A 19,066-nucleotide genomic window follows, 5' to 3' on the forward strand; every position below is an offset into this window, starting at 1 on the left:
GAAAATTGGAAATACGTTATTTTGCGTATATGTGCGTATTCGAGAAAATCGCCATGATAAATGACTTTTGGCATAAGGATTGCTGGGTTTAATGCAGCCACATGCCAAACATGAGTGTTATGCCAGATTCTTCACGCCCCCAACAAGCGCCACAACGTGTGATCAAAACGCGCCGTGAATATAATATTTGGGTGGCAGATGAAAGTATCGAAGATTATGCACTCCGCTATGCACCTACCTCAGTGAGAAAATGGTCACCTTGGACCGTTACCAATACCGCAATTTCAACCGTTAGTTTTCTGGCGATGGAAGCCATTGGGGCGACCATGCTTTGGCAGTATGGCTTTAGCAATGCAGTTTGGGCAGCAATTGTCGTATGCACCATCATATTTTTAACCAGTTGGCCGATTAGTTACTACGCTGCAAAATATAATGTAGACGTCGATTTGCTTACTCGTGGTGCAGGTTTTGGCTACATTGGCTCGACCATTACATCTCTAATTTATGCCAGTTTTACCTTTATTTTACTTGCGTTTGAAGCCGCAATCATGGCGATGGCACTTGAGCTTGCTCTTGGCATCCCACAAGTTATTGGTTACTTAATTTCTGCATTAGTGATTTTGCCTTTAGTGGTCAAAGGTATTGATTTTATTAATAAAGTTCAGGCAATCACACAACCAATTTGGCTCTTGTTGCTGTTGTTACCTTGGTTTTTTGTACTTTGGAAACAGCCACAAATTTTAAGTAGTAGCTTGCATTTTGTTGGTGCGGTTTCAAACTCGACCGATTTTAATTTGTATTACTTTGGTGCAGCGTGCACCCTTATTTTTTCATTTGTGATCCAAATTGGTGAGCAAGCTGACTATTTACGTTTTTTACCGCAACAAGAAAAAAATAGAACTGCATGGCGTTTTGCCGTTTTTTTAGGTGGTCCATCTTGGATTATTTTTGGTTTTCTCAAAGTTTTGATGGGCATGCTGCTGATGGTTTTAGCCTTTCAGCTGTTGATTCCTGTTTCTGAACTAGACAATCCGACTTATCTGTATTGGGTTGCCTACCAACAATTTATTCCAAATCCTCAGCTTGCTTTAATTCTCACGTTGGCACTTGTTTGCTTGGCACAGATTAAAATTAATATGACCAATGCCTATGCGGGCTCATTGGCATGGTCAAACTTTTTTGCCCGTTTGACTCATAGCCATCCGGGGCGAATTGTCTGGCTTCTTTTTAACGTTTTCATTGCCATTGTTTTGATGGAAATGGGCATTAGCCATGCGGTCGAGCGCATTTTGGGACTATATAGCAATATCGCTTTGGCATGGATTGGCGCTGTTGTTGCCGATTTAATTATTTGTAAACCTTTGGGTTTAAGTCCTAAGGGAATTGAATTTCGCCGTGCTTATTTATATGACATTAACCCCGTAGGTGTGGGTGCTTTACTGATTGCTTCAGTGTTATCGATGCTTAGCTATTTGGGCTTTTTCGGATTGATGGCGAAAGGCTTGGCGAGTTTTATTGCGCTGGGAAGTGCGATGTTATGTGTTCCTATCATTGCTTACTTAACCAAAGGTAAATATTACATTGCACGCCAGCCTGAAAAAATTCAGGCAACTTCGGTTGCAAACTGTGTGGTATGTGAAAGGGACTATGAACTGGCTGATATGGCAGGCTGCCCAGCCTATAACGGTACGATTTGCTCACTATGCTGTTCACTCGAAGCACGCTGTCACGATTTGTGTAAGCCCGATGCGCGTTGGTCAATACAGCTTAAAAAAGCCATTTGGCACTATTTACCAGAGCGTTGGGCCAGCCGTTTAAATAGTCGGGTCAGTTTATATTTATTACTGACTTTAGGACTTTCTATTGTTTTGGCGGTGAGTTTAAGTCTGGTTTATATCCAAGAAAAAGCATATCTGGAAACGATTAATGCTGAAGGAGTTCCTCAGCTATTTACGCTATTTGTCAAAATTTACACCATCTTGTTTTTATTGATGAGTGTTGCTGCATGGTGGTTAGTGCTAAACGATGAAAGCCGTCGTAATGCTGAAATTGAGACGCATCAACAAACAGCATTATTGATTGATGAAATTGCTGCGCATGAAGTCACTTCAAAAGATCTGCAAGATGCCAGAATTTCAGCAGAACGGGCAAATGATGCAAAAAGCCGTTATGTCATTGGAATTAGTCACGAACTACGAACACCTCTAAATAGTATTTTGGGCTATAGCCAATTACTTCAAAAACAAGAGCAGCTTTCGGAACAAGGCAAAATGGCGCTTGGGGTGATTAGCCGTAGCGGGCAGCATTTAACTTCACTGATTGACGGTTTACTGGATTTAGCACGAATTGAAACAGGTAAAATTTCTTTAAATGTGGTGGATGTTCACTTCCCAAATTTTATAGAACAGATTATTCAAATGTTTCAGCCACAGTTTGAACAGAAGAATTTACAGTTTATCTATGAAATTGGAGATAACCTGCCGCACTATGTCCGTACCGACAAAAAGCGCTTAGAGCAGGTACTCATTAATTTACTGGGCAATGCTTTAAAATTTACGACGAGTGGCACAATTACTTTAAAAGTCGATTACCGCTTTCAAACGGCCTATCTTGAAATTAGAGATACAGGTTGCGGCATTGCAGAAGCTGATTTAGAGCGGATATTTAATCCGTTTGAACGAGGCAGTAATGTGGTTCAGGGTGGATTTACCGGAACAGGGCTCGGACTACCGATTGTAAAATTATTGGTCGATTTACTTGGTGGGCAGCTATCTGTGAGTAGCCAGCTCAATCAAGGTTCACAGTTTAAAATTAAGTTTTATTTGCCTTCAAAAGAGGTGGTTCATCCGATTTCTAATGTCTATTCCAATCAGATTACGGGCTATCAAGGTGAGCGAAAACGAATTTTGGTTGTCGATAATGAAGCGGTAGATCGAGGCTTAGTCGCCAATTTTCTAAAACCTTTGGGTTTCATTATTGAAGAAGCCGAGTCGGGCATTGATTGTTTAAGACGTGTTCCTATTTTTCAGCCTAACCTGATTTTAATGGATTTGAATATGCCCTTGATGGGTGGCTGGGAAACAGCACGATTATTGCGTCAGAACAATATTACCAATGTGCCCATCTTAATTATTTCAGCCAATGCAGGCGAACGTGAGGTCAATCCACAAGATGCGGTGTTAAGTGAAGACTTTATGCTAAAACCAATCGACCTCAATTTGTTGCTGAGTAAAATTGGAGATAAGTTAGGGCTGGTGTGGGCTGGTTCTAAGTCAACATTAACCGAAGAAAATAATGTGGTTCAAGCACTTCATGTAAAGACGTATAAGCAAGAAAAAGTCACTGTTTATACACCAACAAGACAACCAGAAAACAATGGCCCACAAGATTTAACTCAAGCCTTGCAGCAGTTAAATGATTTGATTGGACAAGGCTATATTCGGGGCATTCAACATGCTTTAACGCATTTTCGTCAAGATTTTCCGGAGCATGACGAGTTATGGGAACAGCTTGAACAGGCTATTCAAAAATTTGATTTAAAACAGGCTCAACGATTAATTCAGGATAAGCAATGAGTACGCAACATGTTTCTTTTCAGCAGGCTTCAACAACTGAGCAGGCTGTTATTCTGATTGTGGATGATGTGCCGGAAAATTTGGGCTTGTTACATGAAAGTCTGGATCAGGCAGGGTATCGTGTGCTTGTTACGACAGATGGATTAAGCGCAATTGAAATTGCACATCGATGCTTACCAGATATGATTTTGCTCGATGGCAATATGCCACATATGGACGGCTTTGAAAGTTGTATACAGCTTAAAGCGAGTCCAATTACTCAGTTTATTCCCGTCATTTTTATGACAGGTTTGTCGGAGACAGAGCATATTGTGCGCGGTTTTCAGGTAGGTGGGGTGGACTACGTAACAAAGCCACTGAATATTGAAGAAGTACTGGCAAGAGTAAAAACGCATTTGGCACATGCCAAACTGTTACAACAACAAAAACAGGTGATTGATGCAACAGAAATAGCAATTCTTGCACTAGATGTTCAAGGTAAAATTGTTTGGAAAACCCAAAAAGCCAGTGATTTATTGAATCAATATTTGCCTGAAATTGATGGTTTTGAGGCAGCTTTAAAAGCTTGGTTTTCAGACTTGGAACATGAAAAAGACCCTAAAAAATTAACCAGTTGTTCTTATTCAACGCCATCTCAGCAATTACAGCTATTACTATTAACGCCGTGGCAATCTGGCACAAGTGTGGCGAAAAATTATCTGATACAGATCAAGACTTCTACGCCGGCATTAGACGTTGCTGATATCTTAAAATATTGCCCACAGTTGACTCAGCGTGAAGCAGAAGTCATGCACTGGTTATTGTTAGGTAAAACCAATAAAGATATTGCGGAAATTTTGGAGCTGAGCCCGCGGACGGTAAACAAACATTTAGAACATGTTTTTGAAAAACTTTGCGTTGAAAATCGAACTGCGGCAGTGGCGCATATTAATAGTCTGGTGCAAGAGTTTCATTAAATAAATAGAGGCCCGTGTTGAGCCTCTATCATGCCTCTTATTTCAAGTTTTGTTTAAAGAAACTAGTTAATTTATCAAATGGAATGAGATCGACCCGATCGTATAAATCAACATGTCCCGCACCTTTAACATAGTAAAGTTCTTTAGGTTGGCCTGCGAGTTTATAAGCTTCTTCACTAAACTCTTTTGAATGAGCCTGATCACCTGTAATAAATAGCATTGGGCGTGGTGAGATGGTTTCGATATCGTTAAATGGATAGAAGTTTAAAAATTTGACATTACTTGTAAGAGTTGGGTGAGTTGTATGCTCTCTTGATGAACTTTTCGGCGTATATTCTCCGCGTGGAGTACGATAAAAATCATAAAATTCACGTTGGATCGGATGTGTATCTGCCGTTAACTCATGCGTAGTGCCGCTGGTATATTTTTTTTCACCGCCTGTGAACTCGACATAACGTTGCGCAGCCGCTTCAGCAATAATTTGCTTTCTTTGCTCTAAGGTTTGTGAGTGACGTAAGCCATTGCGGTTCGCAGCTCCCATATCATACATACTGACAGTGGCAATTGCCTTCATACGAGGGTCAATTTTTGCTGCGCTAATAACGAAACTTCCACTTCCGCAAATGCCGAGTACGCCAATACGTTCACGGTTAATAAAAGATTGGGTTCCTAAATAATCTACAGCCGCACTAAATGCTTCTGCGTAAATATCAGGTGCAACCACATTTCTGGGTTGGCCTGCGCTTTCACCCCAAAATGATTGATCAATCGCCAATGTTACAAAACCTTGTTCAGCCAGTTTCTGTGCATAAAGCATAGAACTTTGTTCTTTCACGGCTCCCATTGGGTGACCAATTACAATAGCGGGGGCTTTTAGTTTTTTATTTAAGTTCTTGGGGATAACCAGATTACCGACTATATCCATGTTGTATTGATTTTTAAAAGTGACTTTCTGAATAGTCACTTGCTGACTTTGATAAAAGTTATTCGCGCCGTTAGTCATATCTGCTGCCATAGCTGAAGTTGAAGAGAGTAAACCAATTGTTGCAGCGCAAATCACAGCCGCCGTATGGGTTTTAAGCTTTTTAAACAAGGGAGATGTAGTCATGGATACCTCAATTTAAATAATTTGAATGGGTGAATTTGCTCATGCTTATTTCATTTGGGAAATTGAAATTTTGATGGGTTGTTTTTGCTTGAACTCTTGGGGAATAGCCTCAAGTTTCCCAAGCAAAATAAGACCATTTGCGTACCCAACAGTTGAGTCTTTATAGAAAAAAGCCAGATTACCCCAAGGGGCGTAATAGGTAAGATCACCAGCTTTTCCTGCATAGCCTTTGGGTGCATTCTGTGTAGTTAGCTTGATGGGTAGGTCGGCTATTTTTTCAGTAGAGTCATAATCTTTAAGGGTTAATGTCAACGGAAGCTGCTTGGCAAAATCTTGAACAGTCGGTGTCATGGGTAATGTTGCAAATAGTGGTTGCTTTGACCCCTCAATATCAATACGGATTTTCATCATCGATAACCTTTGTTGATTGTTGCCCGTAGGCCTTGTTGCATAAGAGATAGATATGGCTGAAAACGAGAAAAAGATGCTGAGTAAAGCGAGAAAAAACTTCTGATTAGCCATATCGAAGAACCTCATTTCTTTAAGAGAATGCACTTAAATACAGTGAAGTTATTCAATTTCTAGCGTAAAGGTATGAGCTGAATTTATTAATTTTTGATAATAATAAAATCAGGCACTTTTTATGCTTGAGCTCATCTAAATCTTGATACTTACTGCTTGATATCGATTTTAATGAATCTTCTTTATAATAATTAGCCTAAAAAACAAACATGGACTTATGAGCAATATTCATAAATAGTTTTATCATTTATAATTAAATTAAACCGTGAAAAGAGACAAAAGCAGATGATAAACAAAGAAAACTATAATGATCTTTATGCTTTTTTAATGGTGGCTCGAGAAGGGAGTTTTACGAAGGCCGCAGGAAAAATGGGAATTTCGCAGTCTGCGCTAAGCCATACCATTCGCGGTTTAGAAGAGCGCTTAGGCATGTTGCTACTGACCCGAACCACACGAAGCGTTTCGCCGACAGCCGCGGGTGAAAGGTTAAAGCAAACCATTAGCGCCAGCTTTGACCAGATTGATAATGAATTATCGCTTTTAACATCATTTCGGGATCAGCCCGCTGGTACGGTTCGTATTAATGCCAGTAGCCATGCGATACGGGAAGTGCTGATTCCAAAACTTGAAAAGATTGCTGGTGATTATCCTGACGTACAAGTTGAGCTAGCGGCGAATAGCGGTATGGTGGATATTGTTGCAGAGCGATTTGATGCAGGAGTTCGCTTTGGAAGTCGTGTAGCAGATGGCATGATTGCGGTACGTATTAGCGCAGATGTCAAAATGGCGGTGATTGCAACGCCACAATATTTTGAGAAATATGGGATCCCCACAACCCCCAAAGATCTGGTTAATCATCAATGTATTGGCTTTCGTTTAACGACCCAAGGCAGTGTGTATGCATGGGAATTTTTGAAGGATGGACAAGAAACAAAAATCAAAATCCAAGGACAATGGATATTTAATGAAAGCTACGATATTGTCGAGGCAGTTAGAGCGGGATTTGGATTGGCTTACATTCCGCAAGAGCTGATCCAACAAGATCTCGATCAAGGCAAACTTGTTCAGGTATTGGAAGAGTACAGTATCCAGTTTCCGGGATACCACCTGTACTATCCACATCGTAGACAGCTTTCGCCTGCATTAAGGTTGGTTATTGATGTGTTGCGTGAGTAGCACTTCGCCAAGTAATAAAAGCAGTAATAGCACCGAATAACAACACGATGGCGCTCATATAAAACGTAGCACTATAGCCTTGTGAGTCATATAGCAAGCCTCCCAAAGTTGCACCTAAAGTAATTGCAAATTGGATAATCGCCACCATCAAACCGCCACCAACCTCAGTATCTTGATGCAACGTTTGTGCAAGCCATGTGTTCCATGCGACAGGCGCCGAAGTTCCAATGAATCCCCATAATCCCATTAATATTGCGACCAACCACAAGTGCTGACCACCAAGCACGAAGGCATAAGCAATGCTTGCCATCATTAAAGGAATAAGGATGAGGTAGCGATAGACATGTTGATGAAGAATAAAACTAATCACGAATGTGCCAACTAAACCTGCGATACCTAATATGAGTAATAAAATGGATAACATGGCCGCATCGACATGACTGACGGTTTCTAGAAATGGGCGTAAGTAGGTAAATAGCGCAAATTGCCCCATAAATAGCAATAAAATCCCTGTCATGCCATAAAACACAATCGGACGTTTCAGTAGTCCAAATGGATTTTGTGACTTTTCAACAGACATAACTGCTGGAAGAGCGGGCATACTTTTAAATTGCCATACAAGCGCAATAATCGCGATAGGAACGATACAGAAGAACGCACCACGCCAGCCAATGATTGAACCTAGAAAACTTCCTAAAGGTGCGGCTATTGTGGTGGCTAAAGCATTGCCGCCATTTAATAGACCGAGTGCTTTGGGTACAGCTAAAGGAGGTACAAGTCTCATCACAATCGAAGTCGACATGGCCCAAAAACCACCAATCACTACACCTAAAATTGCACGACCCACCATGAATAAAGCAGCAGAGTGAGCAAATGTAATAAGCATGCCAGAAATGATCATGAGTAGGGTAAGTAACAGCATGATATGACGGCGATCCCATGTCTTAAATACACGGCTAATAGTTAAGCTGGTTACCACAGCAAAAATGCCTGAAATTGCGATTGCCTGACCGACTTGGCCTTCACTCATATTTAAATCTGAAGAGATTGGTGTGAGTAAACTTACGGGCATGAATTCTGAGGCAATTAATACTGCACAGCATAGTGACATTACAAATACAGCACCCCATGCAGGTGTGCTATTCTCATGTGTATCTTGCTCAATTTGATGGAAAGAAGACATAAAAGTTCCGACTTTAAAACCGTTAAATGTTCATAAAAGAAATGAACAAATCTGGTTGCAGAGCTTATCAGCAAGGGTTTGAAAGGATTAGGCCTAGAATTACGAATAGAATTATGAGTTTTATGCATGAATTGTCTTTAAAAAGCATACAGACTCGCTGCTAAAAACAGGCTATTTTTTTACACTTAGATTTGTTCTTATAGTTCAAGATATACAAAGTCATTTTTAAATAAATATGAGTCGTAAGAAGAGGAATTTATTGTGAATATTCAACAAAAAGATGATACAAAACACGGTAGCTTTAGTTTACTTGATGGTGAAACCGTTGCAGGTGAAATGACTTATACATGGGCAGGCGAAGGCATGCTGATTATTGATGCCACAGATGTGAATGAAAATTATCGGGGACAAGGCGTAGGTCGCCAATTACTTGATGCTTTAGTTGCTTTTGTTCGCGAAAAAGATGTGAAAGTGATTCCGCTTTGCCCTTATGCAAAATCGGTATTTGATAAAGATCCAAGCATTGGCGATGTCCTTAGAAAATAAGCAATAGACTGGAAGTTGTTTCATGAAAATCGGGCGTTGGTGTCCGATTTTTTTTATTGGTTTTTATTATATATGGACTGAGATGAACATGTTTTAAGCGGTTGTATTCAACTGATTTGAATGCTTTCGATTGCCAAATCGAATTTATCAAACTTATAGAAAAGCTTATCTAATAAAAATAGTTTTAGACCAATTGGGAAAAAAATAAACTCGGTACACAAATATTTGATCGCTGATTAAAGCTAAATATTTATAACGTTTTAATATTATTTTTTGGAATTTTCCTTGAACTGGCAGTATATCCATAGTGTGTTGCCGCAATTTTTCTCTGCAACTTTGACCACGCTGAAAATTTCAATTATCAGCATTATTCTGGCCATTATTGTAGGGCTGATTTGCAGCATTTTAATCACATATCGCGTGCGGGTACTAAATAGAATTGCCCAGTTCTATATTGAGTTATCTCGAAATACCCCTTTATTAATTCAACTATTCTTTTTGTATTACGGTTTGCCCAAACTTGGTATCAAAATCGATGGTTTTGCCTGTGGTGTGATCGGACTGACCTTTTTAGGTGGAAGCTATATGGCGGAAGCTTTTCGAGCGGGTCTACAATCTGTTGCAAAAGGGCAGATTGACTCTGCAAAAAGTATTGGTCTGCAACCGATTCAAATTTTTAGATATGTCATTTTTCCTCAAGCGCTTGCTATTTCAATTCCAGCAATTGGAGCAAATTGTTTATTTCTCATTAAAGAAAGTTCTGTTGTAAGTGCGATTGCTGTCGTTGAGCTGCTTTTTGTCACCAAAGACTTAATTGGCATGGACTATAAAACTACGGAAGCTTTGTTTTTATTAATCATGGCTTATCTGATTATTTTATTGCCCGTGTCTATTTTAACCAGTTATCTGGAACACAGAAGTCGGAAGGTGAGCCATGGAACTTGATTATTTATTTCAGGCGAGTCATCTCGAACGTTTAATGTGGGGACTCTGGGCAACCGCAAAAATTGCTTTTATTTCAGTATTTTTCTCTGCGATTTTAGGCACGATTTTAGGTGTCATTATGACTTCTAAAAACATAGTAATTAAAGCACTGTGCCGTGTTTATTTAGAAGCGATTCGAATCATTCCAATTTTAGTTTTGCTTTTTGTTTTTTATTTCGGCTTTGCGACATGGTTTAACTGGCAGTTTTCTGCGATGTGGGTGTGTGTTGTGGTGTTTGTTTTGTGGGGCACGGCTGAAATGGGCGATTTGGTCCGTGCAGCCATAACCTCGATCGATCAACATCAACGCGATTCGGCCTATGCGCTCGGACTGACTCATGTTCAAGCATTGGTCTATGTCATTTTTCCGCAAAGTCTAAAACGTGTAACACCAGGCGCAATTAATTTATTTACCCGAATGGTGAAAACCAGCTCTTTAGCAGTACTAATTGGTGTTGTTGAGGTCATAAAGGTGGGCCAGCAAATTATTGAAAATTCGCTGCTGACTGTGCCGAGCGCCTCGCTTTGGATTTATGGCTTTATTTTTATTTTGTATTTTCTGATTTGCTATCCCTTATCTCGTTTGGCGGCACATTTAGAAAAGGTCTGGGAGTAATTATGCCTTTGTTATCGATACAACAATTACAGAAATCATTTGCACAAAGTCATATTTTACAAGGTATTGATCTGGATGTAGAACAAGGAGAGGTGGTTGTTATTTTAGGGCCATCGGGCTGTGGTAAAAGTACCTTACTGCGCTGCATTAATGGCTTAGAACCGATTCAGGGTGGTGAAATCCGTTTAACTGGTTCAGGTGTTTTGGGTAAAGATGTTGACTGGACTAATGCTCGTCAAAAAATTGGCATGGTTTTTCAGAACTATGAGCTGTTTGGGCATATGAATGTGATTGACAATATTTTGCTCGGGCCACTCAAAGTGCAAAAACGCCGCCGTGATGAAGCTGAACAAGTTGCAGATGAGTTGTTAAAGCGAGTAGGACTCTTTGAACGAAAACTCGATTATCCGCGACAACTTTCTGGTGGACAAAAGCAGCGTATAGCCATTGTCCGTTCACTGGTCATGCAACCTAAAGTCATTTTGCTCGATGAAATTACAGCCGCACTTGACCCAGAAATGGTCAGAGAAGTGCTTGATGTAGTTTTGAAACTAGCCAATGAGGGGATGACCATGTTGATTGTGACTCATGAAATGTCCTTTGCCCGTAAGGTTGCTGACCGCATTATTTTTATGGATAAGGGCAAAATTATTGAACAGGCGCCACCTGAAGATTTTTTTGAACAGCCGAAAACAGAACGAGCTAAAACCTTTTTAAATATTTTGTCGTATTAAGTCTTTTATTATTTGAATCATGAGGAAGTGAATGTTTAAACGTAATTCAATAAAAATATTAAGCAGTATTGCTGTTGCTGGGGTGTTATTAACGGCATGTAGTAAAACGCCATCAACTGAGCAAGCAAGTAATACTCAAGAAGACCAGTCTTTAGAGCAAGTCAAAAAAAATGGGGTGTTGCGAGTTGCCGTTTTTGCTGATGATCCGCCGTTTGGTTATGTAGACAGTGCTGGCAATAATCAGGGCTTTGATGTGGCCTTAGCAAAACGAGTTACTAAAGATCTGCTTGGCGATGAAAAAAAAGTTGAGTTTATTGTGACTGAGGCTTCAAATCGGGTGGAGTTTTTAAAATCAAACCGTGCCGATGTTGTATTTGCGACATTTACAGTAACGCCTGAACGTAAGGAGGTTGTAGATTTTGCCGAGCCTTATTTAAAAGGTGCTTTCGGTATTGTCTCTCCTAAAGCCAAACCAATTACTGACATTGCTCAATTAGAAGGTAAAACGTTAATTGTAAATAAAGGCACCAGTTCAGATACCTATTTTACTAAGCACTATCCGAAAGTGAATTTACTGAAGTTTGAAAGAAATTCGGATGCGTTCAAAGCCTTGACTGATGGTCGTGGTGACGCAATTTCACAAGATAGTACTTATGCTTTGGCGTGGGCTGCGAAGAATCCAAGTTATGTGGCGGGTATCCAGTCTATTGGTGATCAAGAGTTTATTGCACCAGCAGTTAAAAAGGGTAATACCCAATTATTGAATTGGCTCAATACTGAAATTAAGCAGCTAAGAACAAGCGGTGAAATTAAGAAAATTTATGATGAAACCTTAAAACCAATTTATGGTGAATCGGTTAATCCTAATGTGTTTTTAGATGTAGGCCAATAATTTTCGATATCGCTGGAGCAGTGTCTAAAAGTAGGCACTGTGATTTTAAATAAGACTTTTACAAGAACGATAGGGTGAAATAATGACAACACTAACTTTACAAAATATAAAGCATGTCCTCGCTGCATCTTTGCTGAGTTTAGGTTTGGTTGCATGTGATAAAGGCACGCAATCTAATGAAAAAACAGCTGACAGCACTCAAACTGTGTCGAGTATTGAGCAGATTAAAAAGAATGGTGTCGTGCGTATTGGTGTATTTAGCGATAAACCGCCGTTTGGATATTTAGATGCTCAAGGTAAAAATCAGGGCTTCGATGTAGAGATTGCCAAGCATGTTGCTAAAGACTTGTTGGGTGATGAAAACAAGGTAGAGTTTGTTTTAACTGAAGCTGCAAATCGTGTCGAATATTTAAAAGCAAATAAAGTGGATATTATTTTTGCCAACTTTACGGTTACACCAGAACGTAAAGAAGTAGTCGATTTTGCTAAACCTTATTTAAAAGTTGCTTTGGGTGTGGTGTCTCCTAAAACTCATCCAATTACAGATATTGCTCAACTCAAAGACAAAACTTTGTTGGTGAACAAAGGCACTACGGCTGATTCATTCTTCACTAAGACTCATCCTGAAATTAAACTGCAAAAATATGAGCAAAACACTGAAACCTTTGATGCTTTAAAAGATGGCCGTGGAGCTGCTTTAGCACATGACAACTTGCTGGTTTTAGCTTGGGCTAAAGAAAATCCAAATTACACAGTAGGCATCACAAGTTTAGGTGAGCAGGACTTAATCGCACCGGCAGTGAAAAAGGGTGATAAAGAGCTATTGGACTGGTTGAATCAAGATTTAGAGAAATTGGCAAAAGAAGGCGTAATTCATCAGGCCTATGAAAAAACTTTAAAACCAGTCTATGGCGATACGATTAATCCAAAAGATTTATTGGTTGAGTAGTCGTACCCCATAGCCCTTAATGACTAGGACTATAGATAGTATTTGCTTGAGCTAGAATTCATCTACAGCCTGCCCATAATTTATAAAGATAATGTGTTTGCAATATTTTTATAGATGTAAACAGGGGGCAGGTTCTGTAGATGCGAAAGTTTTTTGGTTACTTTTTCCAAAAAAAGTAACAGAATTAGCTGATTGCTTTAGAGGTTAAAAGGTTGGATTCCATCGTGCTAATTCCTTGACTTTATATTACTTTAATTTAAATAAAGTCGGCTCGGCTGCCAATTTATCTGCCAAATATTGAATAAACACACTTAATTTCGGTGGTACATGGCGTGTTGGCGGATAGAGTAACCACAAGCCTCCACTGTAATAGGTCTTAAAATCCCAGTCGGGTAAAACTTGAACCAAAGTCTGTTGTTGTAAAGCATGGCGCGCAACAAAGTAGGGTAAGCTGGCTACTCCTAAATGCTGTAGGGCTGCGCTTAAACGAACACCAGTATGATTTGCAGCATAGCGGCCCCGCACGGCAACACTAATCGACTTATTCCCTTGTTGAAATTTCCATTTTGAATCACTGATTTGTTCACCCAAATAGATACATTCATGCTGTTTTAAGTCATGAGGATGGGTTGGTATGCCATGTTTTTCTAAATATTCAGGAGTAGCACAAATCAAGTGATCGATATCAATGAGTTTTCGTCCCATTAAGCCGCCAGAGGGTTGCTCGGTAATTCGAAGCGCTAAATCAACTTCATCATCAATTAAGTCAACGTAACGGTCTTCTAAAAGCATTTGAATATCAATTTTTGGGTAGCGTTCTAAAAACTCAGGTAAATGTGGATGGATCATAAAATGTCCAACGGCTTTTGGAACACTCAGGCGAATGATTCCTTGCGGTTCGACATGAAATTGGCCCGAACTTTCCATCACTGCCTGTGCCGCATTGACCATATCTAAACAACGTTGATAGACTTGTTGACCACTTTCACTCAAGCGAAGCTTTCGTGTGGTTCGATAAAGTAAGCGGGTTCCTAAAGCACGTTCTAAGCGAGCAATCGCACGGCTTATCGCAGAGGGTGTAGTACCGAGTTGTCGAGCCGTTTCAGAAAAACTCCCTGACTCGACCACTTTAACGAAAGTCGCCATTTCATTTAAAAGAACTAAACTTTGATTTGTGCTCATGAGGCAAAAGTTATTTGGATTTAGAGTGGATTATCGCGTTTAAGAAATCGCAATACAATCTTTTTCATCTTAACGTGTATGTAGAAAAGTATGACGCAAGCATTGTATTTAACAGGTGCTCTTGCCGCTGAGGTTGAAGTTCTAGCGTGTAATCCTTGTGAAGATGGGCGTTTTGCAGTGCATTTATCGGTAACCCCATTTCATCCTCAAGGTGGCGGTCAACCGAGTGATACGGGCAAAATCGCAGAAGTTGATGTAGTGCATGTGGCGATTGAACAAGGGGAAATCATTCATTACTGTACACAACCTGTTGAGTTGGGAGTGGCTTTCGCACAAGTGGATGAAGCAGTACGTCGTTATCATAGCCGCTTACATTCAGCAGGGCATTTGCTTGGACATGTAATGCATCTATTTGGCTGGCAAGCTGTAAAAGCACAACACTGGCCACATGATGCACGAGTTCAGTTTATTGCTTTGGATACAGCTCAGCAGTTAGATGCTCAAATGCTTGAACAGCACTGTTTACAATATATTCAGGCTAATTTACCAGCCAATCTTCAGCAACATGCAGATGGTTTTCGTGAAATCGGTTTTGGTGAGTTTTCTGCATTTCCATGTGGCGGGACTCATGTTGCAGCATTGGGGGATATTGGTTTTATAGAAATTCAGTCTTATCAGATTAAGAAAGGAAAGCTCAGTGTTAGCTATAGCGTTGCCAAGGAGGCTGAATAAATGTGGCAGTTGTATGGGCATGAGTTTTTAACACTGGCACTCATTCACTTTTTGGCAGTGATTTTACCGGGACCAGATTTTGTGGTTACGGTAAGACAAAGTGTACGTTATGGCTACTTAATTGGATGTCTGACTGCGATTGGTATTGGTGTTGGAATTTCGGTTCATGTGTTTTATACGCTTGTTGGCATTGGCTTTTTGATTCAACAAAGCGAATGGCTCATGTCACTCATCAGAATAGCGGGAGCAGCTTATTTGCTTTATTTAGGATGGCAGTGTTTGCGTAGTCAGCCGAATACTAATATTGAGATTAATGACCAAGTAGACAATGACACTCCGAGTTTGTTTAAAGCCTTTACGATGGGCTTTTTAACTAATGCGCTGAATCCTAAAGCCACGATCTTTTTTCTGGCAATTTTTACAACTATTGTGAGTGTAACAACCCCCATGAAAGTTCAGATCTTTTATGGCATTTGGATGTGTATGGTTAATGCGATCTGGTTTATGGTGGTGAGTGTAATGTTTGCTCATCCAATAGTACGTAAACGATTTTTGGAGTTTGGGGTTTATTTTGAGAGGGTGATGGGGCTGTTGTTAATTGGAATTGCATTGAGATTGATTTGGGGATTGTTTGTTTAATTGCCGAGAGTATTTAGTGGGGTTGCAGAAGTACGATTTTAGATTGCTTATATTGTTCAAGGCGGAGTCTTATCGTTTATACACCAATAGAAAGTAGCTAATTCTGTTACTTTTTTTGGAAAAAGTAACCAAAAAACTTTGTCATCTACAGAACCTGTTAACTGTTTTCATCTATCAGGAAATGTTGCGAAAACATTATTTTTATAAATTACGGGCAGGCTGTAGATGACTCTTAGCACGAGCCGAAGGTTAATCTAGGAATCGAAATTAAAATAACAAGACTCCGCTGTGATAGCTACTTTGACTTGTTCCTATATATGAAGTTGAGCTCAAGAAGTTTCAGTAAATAATTTATAAAAAAGACCGCTCGAAAGCAGTCTTTTTTCCAAAATAGATTTAAACACTACGCTTGTTACGTGTTAACTGGTGTAAAACAGACACCAATAAATCAATTTCTTCAGTCGTATTATAAAAAGCTAAAGACGGGCGCACAGTTTGTTCCACACCAAAACGACGTAAAATTGGCTGTGCACAATGGTGACCTGAACGTACAGCAATGCCATGTTGGTTTAAAGCCTTACCGACCTGTTCAGTCGAATAGCCTTGTAAGGTAAAGGACATAACACTGGCTTTGTGATGTGCAGTTCCAATCAAACGTAAACCAGACACACTGCTAAGCGCATTTTGACCATATTCAAGTAAATCATGTTCATAGCGAGCAATGTTATGAATACCTAGACTTTCTACATATTCAAGTGCAGCACCTAAACCAACAGCATCGGCAATGTTTCCAGTTCCAGCTTCAAACTTGTTTGGTGCAGGTTGGTAAACTACTTGTTCGAAGGTAACATCCTGAATCATGTTACCGCCGCCTTCCCAAACAGGCATGCTTTCTAGCAACTCTGGTTTTGCATAGACCGCACCAATACCCGTCGGCCCAAACACTTTATGTCCAGAAAACACAAAAAAGTCTGCATCGAGAGCTTGTACATCGGTAGGGATATGCGAAACAGATTGCGCGCCATCAACTAAAACACGTACACCTTTGGCATGCGCAATTTTAATGACTTCAGCAACAGGGGTAACTGTTCCCAAAGCATTCGAAACTTGAGTAATCGACAGCAGTTTAGTGCGTTCATTAATCAGTTTTGGCAACTCTTCTAAAATAATCTGACCCGTGTCATCCACAGGAATGACTCGTAATTTTGCTCCAGTTTTTTTAGTGAGTTGATACCAAGGTACAATATTGGCATGGTGTTCTAAGTGAGAAACGATAATTTCATCACCTTCACCAATATTTTGCTCACCCCATGTTTTTGCAATCAGGTTAATGCCTTCGGTTGTTCCTCGAACAAAGATAATTTCTTTGGAAGAGGGTGCACCAATAAATCGGGCAACTACATTTCTTGCATGCTCATAGGCATCGGTTGCACGAGCCGCTAACTCATGTGCAGCGCGGTGAATATTTGAGTTTTCATGCTGATAAAAATAAGCAATCCGGTCAATCACACGCTGCGGTTTTTGTGTAGTGGCAGCATTATCCAACCAGATTAGAGGTCGACCGTTGACGCGTTCCTGCAAAATTGGAAAATCACGACGAATGGCATGCACATCTAAGGGCTGAGCACTGCTTGCTACAAAGGTAGGTTGAGATGGTTGATAGTGACTATAACTTTGCCCACTTTGTGGTAATTCTAAGAAATAAAATCCAGAGCTTGGTGAGGTTTTTGCTGGGGTATCAGCTGCGAAACGATCTTCAACGAGCAATGATTTTAGCTGGTCGCCATGGGGCAACTGAAAAGACTGCGCAATTGAATAATTATCTTCAACACCTTTAACAGACGGTTCTTCTGTATTTGGAGCAGAAAAATCATTTAAAAAATAATAAGGTGATTCACCAGCACCCGTCGGTAAGTTTGGTTCAATACGTGGCACATTAGGCTCATGATGTACCGCTTGTGGCAAATGTGGTTCAAATGGCGGACGAGGTAAATTTGCACCACCAACTACAGGCGCAGACGCTACAATTCGACGTTCAGGGTAGTCTGGCAAATTAGGAATATGCTCAGGATATTCCGGATTAAGACTTTTCTGAAAGGCGATATTGGGCGCACGACCACTGAGTGCAGAAAATGGTTCACCCGGTTGCGGTGGGTGCGGTGGCGCTCCGACAGGTAAGTCCAAGTTAAGGCCCGATGGAGAAGCTGAACTGCTTGAGCTTGGCAATGCTGAAAAAAACTCATTAGCAAGACGAGCAATGGTGGACTCATCAGGGAAGTTGGCTGGTGGGTTAACACCAGTCACTTCAGGCCCCGTTGGACTACCTTGCAGATTACTTGTAGTTAACTGGGTAGTCATGATATTTGTCCACCTCCACATCATCTAATACTGCTAAAGCATCATCAGTCAATACTGCAAGCGAGCAATATAAAGAGATTAGGTAAGATGCAATCGCGTTACGGTTAATGCCCATAAAACGTACTGAAAGCCCCGGTGACTGTTCACCAGCAAGACCCGGTTGGAACAAACCAACAATCCCTTGACGCTTTTCACCGACACGAAGCAGCAAGATTTTAGTTTTGCCATCTTCTACCGGAATTTTATTAGATGGAATGAGGGGAATCCCGCGCCATGTAATAAATTGCGAACCGAATAAACTCACTGTTGGAGGCGGTACGCCACGACGTGTACATTCACGGCCAAATGCTGCAATTGCATCTGGATGTGCTAGGAAAAATCCTGGTTCTTTCCAGACTTTACGTAATAAATCATCTAAATCATCTGGAGTTGGTGGGCCATTTAAAGTTGGTATACGTTGGTCATCTGTCACACTCGCCAATAAGCCATATTCAGGGTTATTGATGAGCTCACTTTCTTGACGTTCTTTAATGGTTTCAATCGTTAAACGTAGCTGTTCCTTAATTTGATCGTGGGGGCTGCTGTAAAGGTCAGCAACACGTGTATGTACATCCAGAACAGTCGATACACCATTCAAAAAGTATTCGCGTGGCTCTGGGTCATAATCAACAAAAGTTTGGGGTAAAGTTGCTTCATCACGTTGTGTGCAAGCCACTTGAATATCATCGGTATTATTTACACGGTTTAGGCGATAAATACCTGCTTCAACTGGAAGCCATTGAAGTAAGTGAGTCAGCCATCGGGGAGTAATCGTAGAAAGTTGAGGAGCTGTCTTGGTTGCATTGGCCAGTTGGCGGGCCGCATGGTCCCCAAGCGCAAGTTGGGCTTTATCAGTATTTTTCGCCATGAATCAT

Annotated in this window: 18 protein-coding genes; 11 read left to right on the plus strand and 7 right to left on the minus strand. The window is 40.5% G+C overall.

Annotated elements, in window-relative coordinates; translation table 11 throughout:
- Window positions 1–110 precede the first annotated feature (110 nt).
- A complete protein-coding gene (locus ACLBWE_RS13210; protein ID WP_447603502.1) occupies window positions 111–3,575 on the plus strand; it encodes a hybrid sensor histidine kinase/response regulator in 3,465 nt (1,154 codons plus the stop codon).
- Window positions 3,572–4,531 (plus strand): response regulator, encoded by a 960-nt coding sequence (locus ACLBWE_RS13215; RefSeq protein ID WP_424608385.1) that lies wholly within the window; start codon window positions 3,572–3,574, stop codon window positions 4,529–4,531. The genes ACLBWE_RS13210 and ACLBWE_RS13215 overlap by 4 nt, the downstream gene beginning before the upstream one ends.
- A gap of 37 nt (window positions 4,532–4,568) precedes the next feature.
- On the opposite strand, the gene ACLBWE_RS13220 is transcribed toward ACLBWE_RS13215, so the two are convergent.
- Window positions 4,569–5,639, minus strand: a complete 1,071-nt coding sequence (locus ACLBWE_RS13220) for an alpha/beta hydrolase (protein WP_447603401.1) — start codon at window positions 5,637–5,639, stop codon at window positions 4,569–4,571.
- A gap of 45 nt (window positions 5,640–5,684) precedes the next feature.
- A complete protein-coding gene (locus ACLBWE_RS13225) occupies window positions 5,685–6,161 on the minus strand; it encodes a cyclophilin-like fold protein (protein ID WP_447603403.1) in 477 nt (158 codons plus the stop codon).
- A 285-nt stretch (window positions 6,162–6,446) separates the two neighbouring features.
- Between ACLBWE_RS13225 and ACLBWE_RS13230 the strand changes: the two genes are divergently transcribed.
- Window positions 6,447–7,337 carry a LysR family transcriptional regulator gene (locus ACLBWE_RS13230; RefSeq protein WP_231763620.1) on the plus strand — a complete coding sequence of 297 codons (891 nt, stop codon included), beginning with the start codon at window positions 6,447–6,449 and terminating at the stop codon, window positions 7,335–7,337.
- On the opposite strand, the gene ACLBWE_RS13235 is transcribed toward ACLBWE_RS13230, so the two are convergent.
- Window positions 7,315–8,520 (minus strand): MFS transporter, encoded by a 1,206-nt coding sequence (locus tag ACLBWE_RS13235; RefSeq protein WP_447603405.1) that lies wholly within the window; start codon window positions 8,518–8,520, stop codon window positions 7,315–7,317. The two genes, ACLBWE_RS13230 and ACLBWE_RS13235, sit on opposite strands and share 23 nt — an antisense overlap.
- A gap of 261 nt (window positions 8,521–8,781) precedes the next feature.
- Here ACLBWE_RS13235 and ACLBWE_RS13240 point away from each other — a divergent pair, with 261 nt between their 5' ends.
- Entirely contained in the window at window positions 8,782–9,066 is a 285-nt protein-coding gene (locus tag ACLBWE_RS13240) for a GNAT family N-acetyltransferase (RefSeq protein WP_004642449.1), read from the plus strand.
- A gap of 107 nt (window positions 9,067–9,173) precedes the next feature.
- Here the strand turns inward: ACLBWE_RS13240 and ACLBWE_RS13245 are convergent, their stop codons facing one another.
- A complete protein-coding gene (locus tag ACLBWE_RS13245) occupies window positions 9,174–9,287 on the minus strand; it encodes a hypothetical protein (RefSeq protein ID WP_080547582.1) in 114 nt (37 codons plus the stop codon).
- 64 nt (window positions 9,288–9,351) lie between these two features.
- Between ACLBWE_RS13245 and ACLBWE_RS13250 the strand changes: the two genes are divergently transcribed.
- From ACLBWE_RS13250 to ACLBWE_RS13270, 5 genes are all read left to right on the plus strand, one after another.
- The gene (locus tag ACLBWE_RS13250) at window positions 9,352–10,011 is read left to right on the plus strand and encodes an amino acid ABC transporter permease (RefSeq protein WP_002114214.1); all 660 of its coding nucleotides are present in this window, start codon (window positions 9,352–9,354) and stop codon (window positions 10,009–10,011) included.
- Window positions 10,001–10,666, plus strand: coding sequence for an amino acid ABC transporter permease (locus ACLBWE_RS13255; RefSeq protein ID WP_198496020.1), 666 nt, complete (start codon window positions 10,001–10,003; stop codon window positions 10,664–10,666). The genes ACLBWE_RS13250 and ACLBWE_RS13255 overlap by 11 nt, the downstream gene beginning before the upstream one ends.
- A gap of 2 nt (window positions 10,667–10,668) precedes the next feature.
- On the plus strand, window positions 10,669–11,400 hold the full coding sequence (locus tag ACLBWE_RS13260) for an amino acid ABC transporter ATP-binding protein (protein ID WP_198496019.1): 732 nt from the start codon (window positions 10,669–10,671) through the stop codon (window positions 11,398–11,400).
- A gap of 31 nt (window positions 11,401–11,431) precedes the next feature.
- A complete protein-coding gene (locus ACLBWE_RS13265) occupies window positions 11,432–12,292 on the plus strand; it encodes a transporter substrate-binding domain-containing protein (protein WP_003651209.1) in 861 nt (286 codons plus the stop codon).
- A gap of 82 nt (window positions 12,293–12,374) precedes the next feature.
- Window positions 12,375–13,241, plus strand: a complete 867-nt coding sequence (locus ACLBWE_RS13270; RefSeq protein ID WP_086398872.1) for a cysteine ABC transporter substrate-binding protein — start codon at window positions 12,375–12,377, stop codon at window positions 13,239–13,241.
- Between the two features lie 246 nt (window positions 13,242–13,487).
- Here the strand turns inward: ACLBWE_RS13270 and ACLBWE_RS13275 are convergent, their stop codons facing one another.
- A complete protein-coding gene (locus ACLBWE_RS13275; RefSeq protein WP_205469440.1) occupies window positions 13,488–14,423 on the minus strand; it encodes a LysR family transcriptional regulator in 936 nt (311 codons plus the stop codon).
- Between the two features lie 90 nt (window positions 14,424–14,513).
- Between ACLBWE_RS13275 and ACLBWE_RS13280 the strand changes: the two genes are divergently transcribed.
- Together ACLBWE_RS13280 and ACLBWE_RS13285 are read left to right on the plus strand one after the other, a co-directional pair.
- Complete coding sequence (locus tag ACLBWE_RS13280; protein WP_447603410.1) at window positions 14,514–15,155, plus strand: alanyl-tRNA editing protein; 642 nt, start codon at window positions 14,514–14,516, stop codon at window positions 15,153–15,155.
- Window positions 15,156–15,794, plus strand: a complete 639-nt coding sequence (locus ACLBWE_RS13285) for a LysE family translocator (RefSeq protein ID WP_447603412.1) — start codon at window positions 15,156–15,158, stop codon at window positions 15,792–15,794.
- A gap of 396 nt (window positions 15,795–16,190) precedes the next feature.
- On the opposite strand, the gene ACLBWE_RS13290 is transcribed toward ACLBWE_RS13285, so the two are convergent.
- Both ACLBWE_RS13290 and ACLBWE_RS13295 read right to left on the minus strand, forming a co-directional pair.
- Window positions 16,191–18,152, minus strand: a complete 1,962-nt coding sequence (locus ACLBWE_RS13290) for a family 2A encapsulin nanocompartment cargo protein cysteine desulfurase (RefSeq protein WP_447603414.1) — start codon at window positions 18,150–18,152, stop codon at window positions 16,191–16,193.
- Window positions 18,127–19,059 (minus strand): family 2A encapsulin nanocompartment shell protein, encoded by a 933-nt coding sequence (locus ACLBWE_RS13295; RefSeq protein ID WP_004642462.1) that lies wholly within the window; start codon window positions 19,057–19,059, stop codon window positions 18,127–18,129. Before ACLBWE_RS13295 ends, ACLBWE_RS13290 begins: the two co-directional genes overlap by 26 nt.
- Window positions 19,060–19,066: the final 7 nt, after the last annotated feature.

The organism is Acinetobacter sp. M5A5_2a, assembly GCF_053345265.1.